Below are 16,070 nucleotides of genomic sequence, written 5' to 3'. Positions count from 1 at the left end.
GCTAAAACAGATAAAACTGTTTTAGCTCTTTTTCATTTATACTCTTGTTATAGTAAATAAATTTATCTTATGCGTAGGCTTTTAATTCAACAATAGGTAGATTGCTTTCTTTTAGTTTATAATCAAATATTAAATCGTCCATGTGAAAATTAGCATCTACTTCAAGAGAAATGAAAGTACCCCCGATTTCTACTTGATTTCCGTGTTCATTTTCAAAAGTGAGTGCACCGTCAAATGTTTCAATGTACTCATCGCAAGTGTATACATATATAGCGACAGGTGTGAAATGTATAATGACCCCTAAAGTATCATCTTGCGTTTTATCATCGTTATTAAACGTATCAATCTTTCCGTCATTCTTTTTAGTAAACCAACCCATAACATCACCTCGTTTTTGTATTGCAAATCGATTCTATATATATTGATTATATATCGTTCGTAATAAATTGGTAATCAATATTGTTAAAACCTAACAAAAAAAGAAAATTCAGTTTTAGATAATAGAGAAATGTGATAAACTGTAAAAAATAATCAAAAGCAATGAAAGAGAAGAGTACATATTCAAAACTTTTTAGAGAGCTGATGTGTGGTGGAAATCAGTAAGGGATGAATATGGAATGGGCTCTGGAGCTTCTAGCTGAAATGAGTAGGCAAAGACGGTTACTTCACGTTAAGAAGTTGAAGTGAGCTATTAATGATAGCTAATTAAGGTGGTACCGCGGGAGTCTCTCGTCCTTTTTTAAGGATGAGGGGCTCTTTTTATTTTGAGAAAGGAGGGGTTAGGTTGAGTGAAAAAATAATGTTAACAGGGATTAAGCCGACAGGTTATCCGCATTTAGGGAATTATATTGGGGCGATTAAACCAGCATTGCAAATGTCAAAGAAGAATCAAGGAAAAGCATTGTATTTCATAGCTGATTATCATGCGTTAAATGCTGTACATGATCCAAGTCAGTTTAGTAGTTATACGAAAGAGGTAGCCGCTACTTGGTTATCGCTCGGACTTAGTAAAGATGTTATTTTTTATCGGCAAACAGAAGTACCAGAGATTCTAGAACTAGCTTGGATATTAGCTTGCCTAACTCCGAAAGGTCTTATGAACCGTGCTCATGCGTATAAAGCGAAGGTGGAGCAAAATAAAGAAGCAGGTTTAGAGGTAGATGCGGGAGTGAATATGGGATTATATACGTACCCGATTTTAATGGCAGCTGACATATTATTATTTCAAGCTACTCATGTACCAGTCGGGAAAGATCAAATTCAGCATATTGAAATCGCGCGTGATATTGCGGCGTATTTTAATCATACATTCGGCACGACATTTACGCTTCCGGAGTATGTCATACAAGAAGAAGGTGCCATTTTACCTGGTCTTGATGGAAGGAAGATGAGTAAAAGTTACGGAAATGTGATTCCATTATTTGCAGAACAAGAAAAACTACGAAAGTTAATATTTAAAATCAAAACAGACTCCTCACTTCCGAATGAACAGAAAGAACTAGAAACGTTGTTTACGATTTATAAAGAATTTGCGACGGAAGATGAAATACAGTCGATGTGTGAAAAATATGAAACTGGCATTGGATGGGGCGATGTGAAAAAAGAGTTGTTTCGCGTTGTAGACCGCGAATTAGCCGGACCGCGCGAGAAATACGCTATGTATATGAATGAGCCAAATTTATTATATGAAGCGTTAGAAAGAGGTGCTGGAAGGGCAAGAGAAATCGCGAAGGTAAATTTAGCAGAAATAAAGAAACGGATTGGATTTGAGAGGGAATGCTGAGCGTTCCCTTATTTTTTTATAAAAAATCGAACGAAATTTAAATTTGTTACCAATATAGATTGAGGGAGGGATAGAAATGGTCACAATTCTCGAATTAAAAATGTTGCTAGTTCAATTAGGAACAGAAATTGTACCACCTAGTAATTTAAAAGAAAAAATTTTAATTCAAGTTAATCTGATGGAGGAAATAACATTTAATCATATTGAGGTGAATAAAGATGAGTGAAATTGTGTTAGCAGTTCAAGGTTTAAGTAAGACTTATGAGAGTGTAGATACAAATGTTAGAGCCTTACAAAATGTATCTTTGGAGTTAAATAAAGGAGAACTCCTTGCCGTAATGGGAACAAGTGGGTCTGGGAAGAGTACATTACTTAACATACTTGGTGCTTTAGACAAACCTGATGAGGGAGTCGTATATGTAAATGGTGAAGTCACTAAAAATATGTTTGTTGAACCATATGCGACGGAGTACAGGCGGGATAACATAGGATTTATATTTCAGTCATTTCATTTATTAAAGGATTTATCTGTAGAAGAAAATATTGCATTACCTCTCATATTATCAGTCGATTCAGAAGAAGAGATACGAGAAAAAACAAATAAAATATTAGATGTTCTTGGTTTAGTAAATTGGAGAAATCATCGACCAGTTCAGCTTTCTGGGGGACAACAACAACGTGTTGCAATTGGTAGGGCGTTAATAACATCTCCTCCAATTGTTCTTGCAGATGAACCTACTGGAAATTTAGATTTCAATACGTCTAATGATATTTTACGAGTACTAGTCGATATGAAACAAAGATTCAATCAAAGTATGATTCTTGTTACTCATGATCCTCACATTGCTACGTATGCAGATCGGGTTCTCTTTTTTCATGATGGAGAAATTGTTGATGATTATACGTGTTCCCATGGAGTAAATGATATGAATATCATTTTAGATAAATTTAAAAAATTAATGGAGAAATCAAAATGATAAAATCAGTACGAGGATTAAGTTTACGCTTTTTTAAGACAAATAAATATACTGCTATTTCCTCTATAGTTAGCGTTATGTTGGCTGTTTCTCTAATTGTTACGATGATTGTATTTTCGAGTCATGCGAAGCAGTCTGTTATAAATGAAGTTAAAAAATTATATGGAGATATGGATTTATCTGTTGGATATAACCCTGATCAAAATAAATTGATGGATAGATTTTTATTACAAAATATTAAGAAACAAGAAAATATTGAATATATGTCAAAAGTATTCGTAAATCATTTGCAAGTGAATACATTGAATGCAGCTATTTATACAGTAGGTGTTCAAAATGATTCGTTATCTAAAAGTCGATATCACTTTTCTAAAAATTTATCAAATGAGGAAGTAACATTAAATCATGGATTAGCGGAAACTTTACAAGTGAAAGTTGGGGGAAAGATTGAAATAGAAAATAAATCATATGTAGTAAAAGAAGTGTTACCTGATATAGAAGCTGGAGGTTCAGCTCCAGATATACTCATTTTATCGGAAGGTGCAGTGAAACAGCACGTATATGAAAAAACAGGTAAACACAATGAGGCTACTTATGTGTTGATAAAAGCGAAAACGAATGCGGATGTACTAGCGTTATCCAGTCAAATTCATAAAATAGACAAAGAATTAAGGATCGATATTGCGGAGGAAGACGAGTTTTTAAAAAGTAACTTAGCGTCATTACATATTTTTATAATCGTTTTATCTATATTAATACTTATTATTACTGCGTTATTATTGATGTCTAATTTTGAAGTGTTTTTATATAAATATAAAAGTCAATTTGCTATTATGCGATCAATGGGAGCAACGACGAAACAAATGTTTAAAGTTATATTTATTCAATGTAGTGTAATTAATTTTTTTGGTGGAGTATTCGGTTTGTTACTAGCTATAATAAGTAACCGTTTTTTACAAAGTTGGCTAGAGCATTTATTTGCTTTTCAAATGAATTCAATGGGTTTCGACTATGAAGTAGCAATTGTAACAATGATTTGTAGTATCTTTTTTATTGAACTGTTTATGTTATATCCTTCATACAGAAGTTCGAAAATATTGCCAGTAAAGCTTATGCACGAAAATGAAGAATCCGATTTTTCTAATAAAAAAACACGCAGTATGATGGGGAAATTCCTTTTAATTAGTAGTATCTTTTTAACTATTTTAGGTGGCTTTGTAGCAAATACGGGAGATACGCAGGCGATATTGATAGTAATAGGGTCTATATTTCTTGTTTTAGGAGTGTATATTTTATTTCCCACTTATCTTTCTTCGATATTAATAGTAAGTCTACCTATGATGAAAAAAATATTTGGAAGGAATACATTTGTTGCTATTAAAAATGTAATTCCACAAGTAAGGAAAAATACATTTGTTATCTTAATGATAAGTACAATGATGGTGATAGTTGTCTTCGGCTCCACCATATTTAAAACGATGCAAAAAAATAATGAAAGATATTTAAAACGAGAATTTCCAACACATATTGTTGTGGAAAATCGTTTGACTAATGATTCAACGATTACCTCATCTCATATACAAAATATATTTAAAGAAATAAGTAGTGTAAAAGGAGCAAGTACAATTAGTACGAACTCACTGGCAGAATTAAAGCAAGGTGAAAAATATATTACTTTTGACTATAATTTAGGTGATTTAAAGGAAATGGAAAAGCAAGGATTACTGCCAGAAGTACCTGCAAATTTGGAGAATAGTATAATTGTTACAGAAGAGTTAGCGGGGCGATATAAACTTCATGAAGGTGATATCGTTCAATTAGGGCTATTTTCAGAACAGGAACAAAAGGTTAGACCAACTAGTAAGGTAGAAATCGGATTAATTGTTAATGAGCTACCGAATTCGCCTTCGGTGCTTATGGATTGGAGTAATGTAACATATAAACAAGATTATACAGTTTTTGAGCGTGCATTTATTAGTTCAAATAATGAGAAAGAGACGATGGAGCAATTAAAGAAAGTAAAAGGCCAATATCCACAATTAAAAATAAGTAGTTACACTCAATCGTTAAAGCAATCTAATTTAATGTTTCAGCAAAGGTGGTCCATCTTCATTGTTGTTATTGTAGTAATTTTGTTTAGTGTGACATTAGGGGTATGTAATACACTTATAAATAATATTCAATCTAAAAGAAAAGAGTTTGCTATTTTACGAGCAATAACAGTTAAGAAAAAAGGGATTGTACAAATTATTTTGACGCAAGTTAATTTATATGTACTTATTGGAGTCGTACTAGGGGCTTTTATAGGAATATTATTAACCTATATGGTAAGTATAATAGATCGTACACCTTTATTTTTTGATTTCAAACTTATCGTAACGGTAGTAGCGGGGATGTTCGGAATAGTTCTTATTATTTTTATCCCTTTTGCTAATAGAATAGGAAAAAAGGACATTGTAGAAGAGTTAAATAAAGATAATAAATAAAAGAGGTTAACCCAAGTAGCTATTTAGCTACTTTTGGGTCAACCTCTTTTTTATTAACGATTGATTTGCATATTGGTGTGCCCAATAGCGCCTAAAGGAGGGGATTTTATGTGATGATGAGTCTCAACGGTTTTAATGAAAAACAATGTATAATGCATTATATTAGTTAAATGCCACTAAGTAATATTATTAGGTGAAGTAAGGCGTTTGCATTTCTTTTTTAAACTTATTAGTTGCATATATGAAAAAATATGCTAATATAGGGATACTTATTAAACTCGTTTAATAAGTATAATGAAAGTCACTTATTAAAGGTGTTTAATAAGTGTATCCCATATAGTAGAAAAGGAGAGGATTGTATGAAAACAGAGAAAGAAAAGATGTTAGCGGGAGAAATGTATATTGCGGATGACGAAGAATTAGTGGCTGATAGGGTGGAGGCAAAACGGTTAACACGCCTTTATAACGAGGCGATGGAGACAGGAGATGAGTTGCGTTTTACGTTACTAAACCAGCTTTTAGGTTCTTCAGCTGACGGGAAAACTCACATTAATCCTGATTTTCGTTGTGATTACGGCTACAATATTCACGTTGGAAAGAGCTTTTTCGCAAATTTTAATTGTGTGATTTTAGACGTTTGTGAAGTGCGAATCGGTGATAATTGTATGTTTGCACCTGGAGTTCACATTTATACTGCTACGCATCCTTTGCACCCGGTAGAGCGGAATTCTGGCAAAGAATATGGGAAACCGGTAAAGATTGGTAACAATGTTTGGGTTGGCGGGGGCGCTATTATTAACCCTGGTATTTCAATTGGAGATAATGTCGTAATTGCCTCTGGGGCAGTTGTGATAAAAGATGTACCTAATAATGTAGTAGTTGGAGGTAACCCAGCTAAAATTATTAAAACGATAGAAGAATAAAAGGTGTTTTCATTAGAGTGTAAATTATCGTATAGACAATTTGGAAGGTGTTTCATATGAAGAAAGATTTTGCGGAGAATGATACAAAGACGCTACTTGCCTCTAGAAACGCTCTATTCCTCTTATTTGCTTTGCCAGGTGTCGCGTTTGCTACGTGGATTTCTAGAACAGCAGCTACTCGAGATATTTTAGCAGTTTCAAATGCAGAAATGGGCTGGATATTGTTCGGATTATCTATCGGTTCAATAATTGGTTTACTGAGTGCAAGTCATTTTATTGACTGTAAGGGAGCTAGGGACGTTATTATAGGCAGTATGTTTTTTATAATTGTTGGATTAATTAGTTTAGGTATAAATATTTATTTTGCTTCTAGCATAGGGGCTTTTAGTAGCTTACTAGTATTTGGAGTAGGATATGGATTAGCAGAAGTCGCACTAAATGTAGAAGGTGCTGCTATTGAGCAGAAATTAGGAACAACTCTTCTTCCAAAATTCCATGGCTTTTTTAGTATAGGAACTTTAGTAGGCGCGCTCAGTGGTTCTGCTGCCATCTCGCTTCATATGCCGATTCTGTATCAGTTCCTGGCGATTTCGGTCGTGTTTGTATTACTTGTATGTATGTTGTATCGTTTTCTTCCGCATGGAACAGGAAAGAAGGAGAAATCGCGGAACGAAAAGAAAGCGAAGCGTACGTCCTTACGGATGGAAAAAAAGGTGCTTCTACTTGGTCTTTTCGTGCTTGGAATGGCATTTGCAGAAGGGAGTGCTAACGATTGGCTGCCTATCGTGATGGTAGACGGACATGAGCAAAGTGTAGTGACAGGTTCTATTATGTATACTGTTTTTGTATTGGCAATGACGTTAGCTCGTATGTGTAGTAGTTATTTCCTTGATCGCTTCGGTCGTGTCGCTGTTATGCGTGCTACGATTATGATGGCGATGATAGGAATTTCAATCGTCATATTTGGGAGTAATTCGTATTTTCTAGCGGTTGGTGTATTACTGTGGGGGATTGGTGCCGCGCTAGGTTTCCCAATTGGGCTTTCTGCTGCTGGAGATGACAGTGAAAATGCGACTTCTAATGTTGCTACAGTTTCTATCATCGGTTTTACAGCGTTTTTAGTCGGACCACCATTTTTAGGGATACTTGGAGAAGCATTCGGAATACGTAATGCTTTGCTAGCTGTTTTATTATTTGTTATCTTGTCTGGGATTGTATCGTCTGTTACGAGAGAGAATGCATCGAGTTAAATGCGGAGTGCCGCTAGTAGAAATATATCATCTCTATTGCTTTAGAAAATGATGTATGATATATTGTCAACGCAACTTATTAAAAGTGTTTAATAAGTATGTTGATTAAGGTGGTGAGCGATTTGAGTGAACAATTTGTTACTCAAAAATCGATTAAAGAGACGATCCTTCGCGGCATTCGTAAAGTTCTTCTAGAGCGAGGTAGTGCAACGAAAGTTGAGCTTAGTAATACATTAGAAATTAGTTTTCCAACGATAAGTAAATTTATAGAAAAAATGAAACAAGATGGTGAAGTCACTTTAGCCGGTTTAGATGATTCAAGTGGCGGAAGAAGAGCGAAACGATATGAATATAATCCAGAATATATGTTAGGTTTAGCAATATTTTTAGAGAAAAATGAGACGAACTATACAGTTTTTAACTGTTTAGGTGAAGTGAAAGAACAAGGAAGTACTTCAAGTATGTTAATTGATACGGGCGTAAATCTATTATCTAAACATATTGAAGGTCTTATCGCTACATTCCCGAAAATAAGCTCTATATCAATTGGTGTGCCTGGTTCGGTTGATAATGGTCGTATTTTTTATATTCCTGGATATGAAAAGTTCCAAAATTTTAATTTGAAAAGTCATTTGGAGGAACAGTTTTCTATACCAGTAGTAATAGAAAACGATATGAATGCCGCAGTGCTTGGTTATTATAAAAACACTGGAAACTATGATAATTCCTCTCTTGTATATTTGTATTCAGGTCAAAATGGTCCAGGTGCAGGTATTATGATTAATGGAGATGTCGTAAGAGGAAGTACTTTTTTCTCAGGAGAGATATCTTTCGTTCCGCAGTATGATAATAAAAATTTCTTACAAGCTTTGAGAAGTGAAGATTCGAATAATCCAGAGGAATATCATATAGATGCTATGACCCGTTTAATATCGACATTTATAGCTATTATTAATCCTCATGCCTTTATTTTCTGTGATGATGAAGTGAACCAATTTGTAATAGATCAAATTGTAAAAAGCTGTCCGCAGTACATTCCGGCAGAACATATTCCAAAAATAACAGTGAGCGACTGGAAAGAAGATTATTTATATGGATTAAAAAGCCTTGGACTTGATCTTATGATTACTAAAACAAATAAAGAAAATTAAATGTACTGGCAATGAAGTATCCGATTCTTAGTTGAATAACATAAAGGAAAAGGTGTCGATTATGAAAATTGAACATGTAGCAATTTGGGTGAATGATTTAGAAGCCATGCGTGATTTCTATAAGCAGTACTTCGGCGGTGAGGAAAATAGCTTATATCATAATCCGAAAAAGCAGTTTGAATCTTATTTTATAACTTTTGAAGGTGGTGCACGTCTAGAACTTATGAAGCAGGTAGGGATAGATGATGTACTACAAACACAAACAATAGGATATGCACATATTGCTTTTTCTGTAGGTAGTAAAGAAAAGGTGAACGAATTAACTAATACATTAAGAGAAGCAGGATACCCTGTGTTAAACGGCCCACGTACTACAGGGGATGGTTACTATGAAAGTGTAGTAAGTGACCCGGAAGGAAATCAGATTGAGATAACAATCTAACATAAACACCCTCATTTCGCGTTATCATGACGGGAAATGAGGGTGTTTTAATATGTAATGTTTTTTAATTGAAGTGCTGAAACTCCTTAATAATCCTCTCAATAACAGAAGGAAGATTACTAGGTAACTCTTCAAGCGGAAAAAAGCACAGTTCTTTCGATTCCGTTTGGTCGCATACAAGTTCACCGTTGAATTCACGGCAAATATAAACAACGAGTACACCGTGTACTTGATCGCCGTTTGGATAGATTTGAAAGAAATCAGGTCCTGAGTATGTACGGAATAGTTCTGGATTTTTAATGATAAGTCCCGTTTCTTCATATACTTCTCGTTTTAAAGCGTCTTCTAACGTTTCGTTATATTCTAAGGCGCCGCCAATAATGCCCCAACGGTTAAAATCTGTACGGAGCTGCAGTAATATTTCATTTTTCTCATTTAATATAATGGCGTGTGAACCGATTAAAATAAGTGGTTGATTGCCTATTAGATTTCTTATGTCTTCAATATAACCCATAGTGGTTCTCCTTATATTTTAATAATAGTTAGGAAGTTCTTTTAACATTCTTTCTGTTTTCCGTGCTGTAAATGCTAAGTTATGATCATCTTTCGTTCTAAAAAATAATGTGCGTAAAAAGGTTTTAATGTTGGCACATAAAATACAATACTCGTTTAGCGAAAGGCGTTTTCTAATTTGAGGAAGCCTTTTTATTTTTTTATGAATAATGGAAATTAACTCATCTTGCGGGAAGTCATGATATAGCATCGATAATAACGGCGTAACAATTCGTTCATCTTCATTATTATGAAAAAGGTCAGATGGAATGAAGATTTTATTTAATAAACAATGAATTAATTCTTCGTACCACTCAAAAGTCGTATAGGAATTGTGAACAATTTCAGTAAAGGCATCAGATACGTGGGCAAGACAATGGGCCCATCCTTTATTTTCAATATAGCCTCGAAAATCCGTTTCTAAGTTTGTGTATGTAATGAGTTTGTTTTTTATTTCTTCGATATCCTCCTCTGTAAAAAAGTAGTGCGAGTTAGCGAATTGGAGTATTAATGCAAGTAACGAAACAGTGTAAGAACGTGTGAAAACCCCATCTGTATGTGGGGAGTAGATGTCACAATGTAAATACTCATCACTTAAACAAGTTTGTAAAAGTAATTTCAGCTGATCATCCATAAGGAATTCATGATGAATGAAATGTGCAAAACATTTATATATAAGTTGGTAACGAACGTAACTATCAGTCGTTCCGATATGCTGAAGCATATTGAGTGTTAACTCATTCATATCTATATGTTGCAGTTGCGTATAGTCATTTTGTTGTATAAGCTCTAACTGTTGTTGCAGCGCTGTAATATCCAATGGAGAACCTCCTCCGCACTTTAAAGATGCGATGTTTTCTAGTATTCTATATATTCAAGGACAATCCTGCTCATGCAAGGATAACAAGTAGAAATTCGAGTATGACATAGATGAGGGAAGTATATGATGACTATAGAACAGTTAGAAAAACATTTTAAAATAAGAAGAAACGCTTCTTCTATCATGATAAAAGAAAATAATGCAGAGTCTTTTACAGAAGAGCAATTAAAGGAAATGATGCAATATTGCGTTGCTGAGGCTGAAAAAGAAGGAATAGAATACTTACATTTTGAGATTTCTTCAAAAAGCCCAAATTATGATGTGTATAAGAAATGCTTCGAAACGTATTCATTTGAATATGTTACTGAAAACATAATTGTATTTAAGGATATATATGAAGTAGAAGATGTAGAAAGTGAGATTGATTTTAAGCTGATTGAAGAGATTGGCGAAGACGTTTTTTACTCACTGTGGAATGAAGTGACGGAAGAACAAATCGATTATGATCAATTTGTAAATATGATGTTGCAAGAAATTGGTGAGCAATGGAAAGAGCATTGTTTAACAGCGAGTGTAGGTGAAGAGCCGATAGGAGTTGTAATCCCGCATATTGAGAGTGGCACGTTAGAAGAAGGAAAACTCATGTATTTTGCAGTCACTCCAAATATGCGAAATAAAGGGTATGAAGTAGCATTCTTTACGGGAGCAATGTTTGTCTTAAAAGAAATAGGTGCATCTTATTATATTGGTGAGACAAATGTACAAAATGAGTGGATGAAGGATGTTTTTGAAAAGAACGGATGTCAGTTGCTGAGTTGTACTGAGCGATATGTGAGGGTGTTTTAGGAAGATGAAAAAGGTTCTTGAACTTGTTTAACGGGAATCCGTGTACAAATTTTGAACAAGTAAAAGAACTACTTGCCTATTTGTAAGATAAAAAGAAAAATGAGAACGACAAAGTAGATATCCCTATAATACAATAGAGAAAGATTCGATTATAAGAGAAAGCGTTGGTGAAAGAATGGAGCAGCAAAGAAATTGGTTACAAGCGACTGTAGAAAGAAATGAAGACAATACACTATATATAAAGTGGGAAAATAATATAGAAGAAGTTCGTATTTATTGGAGTACTTCACCAGATCATATTGAAGAAACCGGAGAATTACTTGCAACGGTAAATGGAGAATCATCATGTACAATTGAAAATCCGAGTGAAAATGAGCGTCCATATTTTAGACTAGTAGGAAGTAATGGACAAGCAGTGACAGTAGCTGAGCGTAGATTGCCATTACAAGGCGCGTTTAACTTCCGTGATATGGGAGGATATGAGACGACTGAAGGCCGTAAAGTAAAATGGGGCAAGCTGTACCGTTCTGAAGAATTAGCAGGACTAACAGAGTGGGATATCGACTATTTACAAAAGTCTGGCTTAAAGTTAATTTGTGACTATCGTACAGACTTTGAAGTGAAGCATAAGCCGAATCCAGAGATTACAGGTGCTCGTCAAGTGTGCTTACCAGTTATGCAAGACTTAGCAAAAGACTTAAACATAAATGAATTTTTCCAAGTTGGTGACCTTTCTATGTTAGGGAAACCAGGTGAGTACCTTGTGAAAATGAATCAAGATTTCGTAAGTGGTAATGAAGCGTTCGTGAGCTTCTTAAACTTAGCGCAAAACCCGGAAAACTTACCGTTAGTCAACCACTGTACAGCTGGAAAAGACCGTACTGGATTTGGATCGGCACTGTTATTACTTTTACTAGGTGTACCGGAAAAAACAGTAATGGAAGACTACTTACTAAGTAACGGTTTCCGTGAAAAGTTAAATGAAAAAATGATGGCCTTTTTAGGTGCAAAATTACAAAACGACGAAAGCAGAGCAATATTAGGTGCAATGTTTGAAGCACGCGCTGAATATTTACAAGCTGCAATTGATGAAGTGAAAAAGCAATACGGTTCAGTTGAAGCGTATGCTGAAAAAGCACTTGGCTTTACGAAAGAGTCGTTAGAGGAAATGAAAGTGTTATTGCTAGAGGATAAATAATGAGGGGGAGGCTAATTGGATTAGCCTCCTGTTTCTATTATGAAATTTTTCGTTGCCTTATTATTCCTATAATAATTGGAATAGCTGTCCCGATTAATAATATCGGTAAAAATAATTTTCCAAAACCGCCGCTCCAATCTAGCGCTATCGAAATTGTTTCAAATTGGATGAAAGCAAAAATAAGTAAACAGACATTTTTTAATTGATTAAGCATTTTTCTGCTGTTTAAATAAAACTGCTTCGCATTTGATTCATTAAATCTTTTTGGGTAGTTATGAACTTCTGGAAACTTTTCTAAAGTCTGCATGAGAAGGAGTATGAATGCTCCTATTCCTGGTAGAAGTAAAAGCTCCCACTTTGATCCCCAACGATCTACAGCTCCATATGCGTTATAATGTGCGGGCACTTCCTCGGGCAATCTTCCCCATATGATAATCAAAAAAATGATGGATCCAAAGAACAATGAATATCCAATAATATCTCCAACCCATTCACTTTTTGTTTTTGGGATTTTTATTTTAGGTCTTTCCCACGAATTTACTATGTCTTTCCGCCCCTTTCTATTCCTGTATTCCCTTTTTAAAATCGGTTCATTATCCAAATTATCTCAAATTTATAGTATTTTCACAATTAATTATTTTCGAATAACATAACTCGTGTGCCTTAGAGTAACTTTAAATTCTCTGTACAGTTCCTATTCGTAAAGGGAAAAAGTTCGACTTAAGAGGCAATTAATGAGAAAATACAAGTTGTAAATAACGTACTAGTTGAGGAGAGCATAATGAAATATAAAGTTATATTATTCGACGTAGACGATACATTATTAGATTTTCCTGAAACGGAAAGAAACGCATTACATAACGCGTTTGTACAGTTCGGGATGCCTACAGGGTATAATGATTATCTTGCAAGTTATAAAGAAATTAGTAATGGATTATGGAGAGATTTAGAAAATAAAATGATTACGCTAAGTGAATTAGCGGTAGATCGATTTAGACAATTATTTGCCCTTCATAATATAGAAGTAGATGCACAGCAATTTAGTGATGCATACCTTGAAAACTTAGGGAAAGAAGTACACCTTATAGAAGGTGCAGTGCAATTATGTGAAAATCTACAAGATTGTAAGTTAGGTATTATTACAAATGGATATACGAAGGTGCAACAATCTAGAATTGGAAATTCGCCTTTATGTAATTTCTTTGATCATATTATTATTTCAGAAGAGGTTGGTCATCAAAAACCAGCACGTGAGATTTTTGATTATGCGTTTGAAAAGTTTGGGATTACGGATAAATCTAGTGTACTAATGGTTGGAGACTCGCTAACTTCTGACATGAAAGGCGGAGAAGATTACGGCATTGATACGTGTTGGTATAATCCCAGTTTGAAAGAAAATAGGGAAGTTGTTAAGCCGACTTATGAAGTGGAGAGTCTGCTACAAATTTTAGAACTTGTAGAAGTGGCGGAAGAAAAGGTAGTTTCATTTTAATTGCGGCGATATTTGTCGGTAAGTCGATATTCTTTGTCGAATCGTCGATATATCGAAAAAATCGCTGATATAATTTGAGTTACGATCGATATATTGGAAAAATCGCTGATATAATTTGAGTTGCGTTCAATTTATAGGTACGATCGGTGTAACAACTAGAGGTGAGTGAAAGATGTTAACGTTTTTATTTGAGTTAGACAAGAGTATTCCGCACAAGGATGAGCCACGGTATACCGCTTATGCAAATGGCTTTATTGAAGGGGATTTAACGATTCTTGTCGGTGACAGCGTACTGTTCCAGAAGTCGTGCATGAAGGTCGCAGAGATCGGCATTTATTTAGGACAGTGGATGGAACAAGTGCAGCATGGGCAGAACGAACAGATGAATTATGAAACGCCTGAACGTGATGAAGTCATTCTCAGATTCTTCTATGAAGAGGACGATCAGTGGAAGATTTATTCCAGTTGGCAACAATTTGAAATTCAGGAGAGTATCTCTACTACGACATTAGTAGAGAGCGTTGGGCGTTATTTATATGAGCTAAATAAGGAACTGCGCGCGATAGAATATCCCGTGACGTTTGATCAGTACTTACGAGGAGAGCGAATGATGCAGCTTTCTTATAAACGACTGTGTGATAGTAAAGCGGATACGACGTCGATAGAAGTTTACAATGAAAGTGAAAGAGTAGGCGCAGTACGGGGCTATTATAAAAATACGTTGATGAAAGTGCTAGACTTTATTCCGAAAGTCGGTAGTAATATCATGTATGAAATAAAGGATAGTAAGGACAATATTCGCGTCATTGCAAAGGATATAAGTAGGCAGCGCCAAAGAAGGATTTTAGTAACGTACATCGATCATAATGATGCAGAGCATGAAATACTTGTATGTGACGGAAAGTTATTAGATGCAAATTTCCTATTTACCTTTACATATAAGAGAGAAGAATATGTTGTTCACAAAACTCCAATTGGGCTTGGAAAGTTATTAAGAAAAGGCTATGTAATCGCAGATTGGAATATTCGTCTTGGGGAAGATATGTATGATATTGAGATGAATGTGTATGATGAGGATTATATAGAAGATCAATACTTACTATTAGGCGTATTTCATGCGATTTTGTATGGGTGATAGTTGTATAAATGAAAAATACCGGTATTCTTTGTGAAAAGAATGCCGGTATTTTTTATTAATCCTCAAAAATAAAAATCTCATCAATCGTACTATGAAGAGCCTTCGCTATATCGTGAGCGAGTTGTAAGGAAGGATTATATTTACCTTTTTCGAGATGGCTAATCGTTTCACGGCGCACGCCCACAGTTTTCGCTAAATCTTCTTGTGTCATATTCAACTTGGCGCGGTATTCTTTTATTTTCGTTACGAACGCCATGGCGCATCTTCCATTTCATCAACTGGTTTATCGTAAAAGAACATAGAGAAGCCGAACGTAAGAATGAGTGTGCCGAAAATAAGAGCGATATCAATCTCTTGTAGCCCCGGGTTTGGAAACAGCATTTCAATAAACAAAATGATAGCGGTAGTTAGTAACGTAACGATAAATGCATTGCGGCACGATTTATTGACGATTTGTTCAAACAGTTCATCGTGTTGAACCGTTCTATACGTTGTGAAAAAGGAGAAGAAACAGAACATAGTAAACAATCCCTTGTCGTAAAAAAAGCCGAGGAATCCAAAGAAACCGAGAAACCCTAAATATTTAATCCAAGTTGTTTTCATAATAGGTCCTCCTTGCAATGTTAGAAATAATTCACGTTATGTTATAAATATATCACATGTAAAAATGTATAGTAATAATAGTTTTCCAATTCTTTTCATAATAATAGTAAAAAGAGGAAATATACTGCGAAATAAAGAGGATAATATTGTAAAATGGTTGTGAGGAGGGGGAGGAAGGTATGCTAACTTGGATTATGATCGTTGTATTACTTGTAGTGATTACTGTAGTGGCTACGGTGTTAATTGGGCGAAATGGTGATGCGAATTATAGTAAAGCGACAAAAGGGAATATTAAACGGCTGACGATGATCTATATTTTACTAGCTGTCGTTTTGATTGTTGGATTGGGCTTGTATATTTATTTTAAAGGTTGAAAAAACTGAAAAAATATAAAAATCTAAAAATAGAA

Annotated in this window: 19 protein-coding genes and 1 other annotated feature; of the genes, 13 read left to right on the top strand and 6 right to left on the bottom strand. The window is 34.8% G+C overall.

Annotated features, from left to right (window positions below; translation table 11 throughout):
* Positions 1-67: 67 nt before the first annotated feature.
* Positions 68-379 (bottom strand): hypothetical protein, encoded by a 312-nt coding sequence (locus tag VF726_RS18295; protein ID WP_440170882.1) that lies wholly within the window; start codon positions 377-379, stop codon positions 68-70.
* Between the two features lie 152 nt (positions 380-531).
* Positions 532-740: a binding site (T-box leader), on the top strand.
* 5 nt (positions 741-745) lie between these two features.
* Here VF726_RS18295 and VF726_RS18290 point away from each other — a divergent pair.
* The 8 genes from VF726_RS18290 (at position 746) to VF726_RS18255 (ending at position 9,012) form a co-directional block, all read left to right on the top strand.
* Positions 746-1,783: a tryptophan--tRNA ligase gene (locus VF726_RS18290; RefSeq protein ID WP_440170880.1), complete on the top strand. Its 1,038-nt coding sequence runs from the start codon at positions 746-748 to the stop codon at positions 1,781-1,783.
* A gap of 76 nt (positions 1,784-1,859) precedes the next feature.
* Positions 1,860-2,009, top strand: a complete 150-nt coding sequence (locus VF726_RS18285; protein WP_440170878.1) for a hypothetical protein — start codon at positions 1,860-1,862, stop codon at positions 2,007-2,009.
* Positions 2,002-2,760 carry an ABC transporter ATP-binding protein gene (locus VF726_RS18280; protein WP_440170876.1) on the top strand — a complete coding sequence of 253 codons (759 nt, stop codon included), beginning with the start codon at positions 2,002-2,004 and terminating at the stop codon, positions 2,758-2,760. Before VF726_RS18285 ends, VF726_RS18280 begins: the two co-directional genes overlap by 8 nt.
* Complete coding sequence (locus VF726_RS18275; RefSeq protein ID WP_440170873.1) at positions 2,757-5,246, top strand: ABC transporter permease; 2,490 nt, start codon at positions 2,757-2,759, stop codon at positions 5,244-5,246. The genes VF726_RS18280 and VF726_RS18275 overlap by 4 nt, the downstream gene beginning before the upstream one ends.
* Before the next feature lie 359 nt (positions 5,247-5,605).
* Positions 5,606-6,169 carry a maltose O-acetyltransferase gene (locus VF726_RS18270; RefSeq protein WP_440170870.1) on the top strand — a complete coding sequence of 188 codons (564 nt, stop codon included), beginning with the start codon at positions 5,606-5,608 and terminating at the stop codon, positions 6,167-6,169.
* Positions 6,170-6,225: 56 nt separating this feature from the next.
* Entirely contained in the window at positions 6,226-7,419 is a 1,194-nt protein-coding gene (locus tag VF726_RS18265) for an MFS transporter (protein ID WP_440170868.1), read from the top strand.
* Between the two features lie 122 nt (positions 7,420-7,541).
* Positions 7,542-8,570: an ROK family protein gene (locus tag VF726_RS18260; protein WP_440170865.1), complete on the top strand. Its 1,029-nt coding sequence runs from the start codon at positions 7,542-7,544 to the stop codon at positions 8,568-8,570.
* Positions 8,571-8,631: 61 nt separating this feature from the next.
* The gene (locus VF726_RS18255) at positions 8,632-9,012 is read left to right on the top strand and encodes a VOC family protein (RefSeq protein WP_440170863.1); all 381 of its coding nucleotides are present in this window, start codon (positions 8,632-8,634) and stop codon (positions 9,010-9,012) included.
* A gap of 64 nt (positions 9,013-9,076) precedes the next feature.
* Here the strand turns inward: VF726_RS18255 and VF726_RS18250 are convergent, their stop codons facing one another.
* On the bottom strand, positions 9,077-9,526 hold the full coding sequence (locus VF726_RS18250) for an NUDIX hydrolase (protein ID WP_440170860.1): 450 nt from the start codon (positions 9,524-9,526) through the stop codon (positions 9,077-9,079).
* Between the two features lie 18 nt (positions 9,527-9,544).
* Positions 9,545-10,384 (bottom strand): DUF2785 domain-containing protein, encoded by an 840-nt coding sequence (locus VF726_RS18245; protein ID WP_440170858.1) that lies wholly within the window; start codon positions 10,382-10,384, stop codon positions 9,545-9,547.
* Positions 10,385-10,507: 123 nt separating this feature from the next.
* Between VF726_RS18245 and VF726_RS18240 the strand changes: the two genes are divergently transcribed.
* Together VF726_RS18240 and VF726_RS18235 are read left to right on the top strand one after the other, a co-directional pair.
* Positions 10,508-11,230: a GNAT family N-acetyltransferase gene (locus VF726_RS18240; protein WP_440170855.1), complete on the top strand. Its 723-nt coding sequence runs from the start codon at positions 10,508-10,510 to the stop codon at positions 11,228-11,230.
* Between the two features lie 175 nt (positions 11,231-11,405).
* Positions 11,406-12,428: a tyrosine-protein phosphatase gene (locus VF726_RS18235; protein ID WP_440170852.1), complete on the top strand. Its 1,023-nt coding sequence runs from the start codon at positions 11,406-11,408 to the stop codon at positions 12,426-12,428.
* Between the two features lie 37 nt (positions 12,429-12,465).
* Here the strand turns inward: VF726_RS18235 and VF726_RS18230 are convergent, their stop codons facing one another.
* Entirely contained in the window at positions 12,466-12,891 is a 426-nt protein-coding gene (locus VF726_RS18230) for a DUF1648 domain-containing protein (protein WP_000464975.1), read from the bottom strand.
* Between the two features lie 318 nt (positions 12,892-13,209).
* On the opposite strand from VF726_RS18230, the gene VF726_RS18225 reads away from it, so the two are divergent.
* Together VF726_RS18225 and VF726_RS18220 are read left to right on the top strand one after the other, a co-directional pair.
* Positions 13,210-13,920, top strand: coding sequence for a YjjG family noncanonical pyrimidine nucleotidase (locus tag VF726_RS18225; protein ID WP_440170850.1), 711 nt, complete (start codon positions 13,210-13,212; stop codon positions 13,918-13,920).
* A gap of 172 nt (positions 13,921-14,092) precedes the next feature.
* Positions 14,093-15,055 carry a tubby C-terminal domain-like protein gene (locus VF726_RS18220; RefSeq protein ID WP_440170847.1) on the top strand — a complete coding sequence of 321 codons (963 nt, stop codon included), beginning with the start codon at positions 14,093-14,095 and terminating at the stop codon, positions 15,053-15,055.
* A 58-nt stretch (positions 15,056-15,113) separates the two neighbouring features.
* On the opposite strand, the gene VF726_RS18215 is transcribed toward VF726_RS18220, so the two are convergent.
* Positions 15,114-15,314: a helix-turn-helix transcriptional regulator gene (locus VF726_RS18215; RefSeq protein WP_098095092.1), complete on the bottom strand. Its 201-nt coding sequence runs from the start codon at positions 15,312-15,314 to the stop codon at positions 15,114-15,116.
* Complete coding sequence (locus VF726_RS18210; protein WP_440170845.1) at positions 15,302-15,661, bottom strand: DUF3796 domain-containing protein; 360 nt, start codon at positions 15,659-15,661, stop codon at positions 15,302-15,304. The genes VF726_RS18215 and VF726_RS18210 overlap by 13 nt, the downstream gene beginning before the upstream one ends.
* A 179-nt stretch (positions 15,662-15,840) precedes the next feature.
* Here VF726_RS18210 and VF726_RS18205 point away from each other — a divergent pair, with 179 nt between their 5' ends.
* Positions 15,841-16,035, top strand: coding sequence for a hypothetical protein (locus VF726_RS18205; protein WP_063220914.1), 195 nt, complete (start codon positions 15,841-15,843; stop codon positions 16,033-16,035).
* Positions 16,036-16,070: the final 35 nt, after the last annotated feature.

Origin of the sequence: Bacillus sp. Brlt_9 (assembly GCF_051948935.1) — a bacterium.
Taxonomy (GTDB): Bacteria; Bacillota; Bacilli; order Bacillales; family Bacillaceae_G; genus Bacillus_A.
This window is presented reverse-complemented; position numbering and strand designations above follow the sequence as displayed.

Bases quoted from the DNA above. Each gene is read 5' to 3' on its own strand.
- VF726_RS18295 (WP_440170882.1), bottom strand. From the start codon at position 379: ATGGGTTGGTTTACTAAAAAGAATGACGGAAAGATTGATACGTTTAAT.
- VF726_RS18290 (WP_440170880.1), top strand. From the start codon at position 746: ATGAGGGGCTCTTTTTATTTTGAGAAAGGAGGGGTTAGGTTGAGTGAA.
- VF726_RS18285 (WP_440170878.1), top strand. From the start codon at position 1,860: ATGGTCACAATTCTCGAATTAAAAATGTTGCTAGTTCAATTAGGAACA.
- VF726_RS18280 (WP_440170876.1), top strand. From the start codon at position 2,002: ATGAGTGAAATTGTGTTAGCAGTTCAAGGTTTAAGTAAGACTTATGAG.
- VF726_RS18275 (WP_440170873.1), top strand. From the start codon at position 2,757: ATGATAAAATCAGTACGAGGATTAAGTTTACGCTTTTTTAAGACAAAT.
- VF726_RS18270 (WP_440170870.1), top strand. From the start codon at position 5,606: ATGAAAACAGAGAAAGAAAAGATGTTAGCGGGAGAAATGTATATTGCG.
- VF726_RS18265 (WP_440170868.1), top strand. From the start codon at position 6,226: ATGAAGAAAGATTTTGCGGAGAATGATACAAAGACGCTACTTGCCTCT.
- VF726_RS18255 (WP_440170863.1), top strand. From the start codon at position 8,632: ATGAAAATTGAACATGTAGCAATTTGGGTGAATGATTTAGAAGCCATG.
- VF726_RS18250 (WP_440170860.1), bottom strand. From the start codon at position 9,526: ATGGGTTATATTGAAGACATAAGAAATCTAATAGGCAATCAACCACTT.
- VF726_RS18240 (WP_440170855.1), top strand. From the start codon at position 10,508: ATGATGACTATAGAACAGTTAGAAAAACATTTTAAAATAAGAAGAAAC.
- VF726_RS18235 (WP_440170852.1), top strand. From the start codon at position 11,406: ATGGAGCAGCAAAGAAATTGGTTACAAGCGACTGTAGAAAGAAATGAA.
- VF726_RS18225 (WP_440170850.1), top strand. From the start codon at position 13,210: ATGAAATATAAAGTTATATTATTCGACGTAGACGATACATTATTAGAT.
- VF726_RS18220 (WP_440170847.1), top strand. From the start codon at position 14,093: ATGTTAACGTTTTTATTTGAGTTAGACAAGAGTATTCCGCACAAGGAT.
- VF726_RS18215 (WP_098095092.1), bottom strand. From the start codon at position 15,314: ATGGCGTTCGTAACGAAAATAAAAGAATACCGCGCCAAGTTGAATATG.
- VF726_RS18210 (WP_440170845.1), bottom strand. From the start codon at position 15,661: ATGAAAACAACTTGGATTAAATATTTAGGGTTTCTCGGTTTCTTTGGA.
- VF726_RS18205 (WP_063220914.1), top strand. From the start codon at position 15,841: ATGCTAACTTGGATTATGATCGTTGTATTACTTGTAGTGATTACTGTA.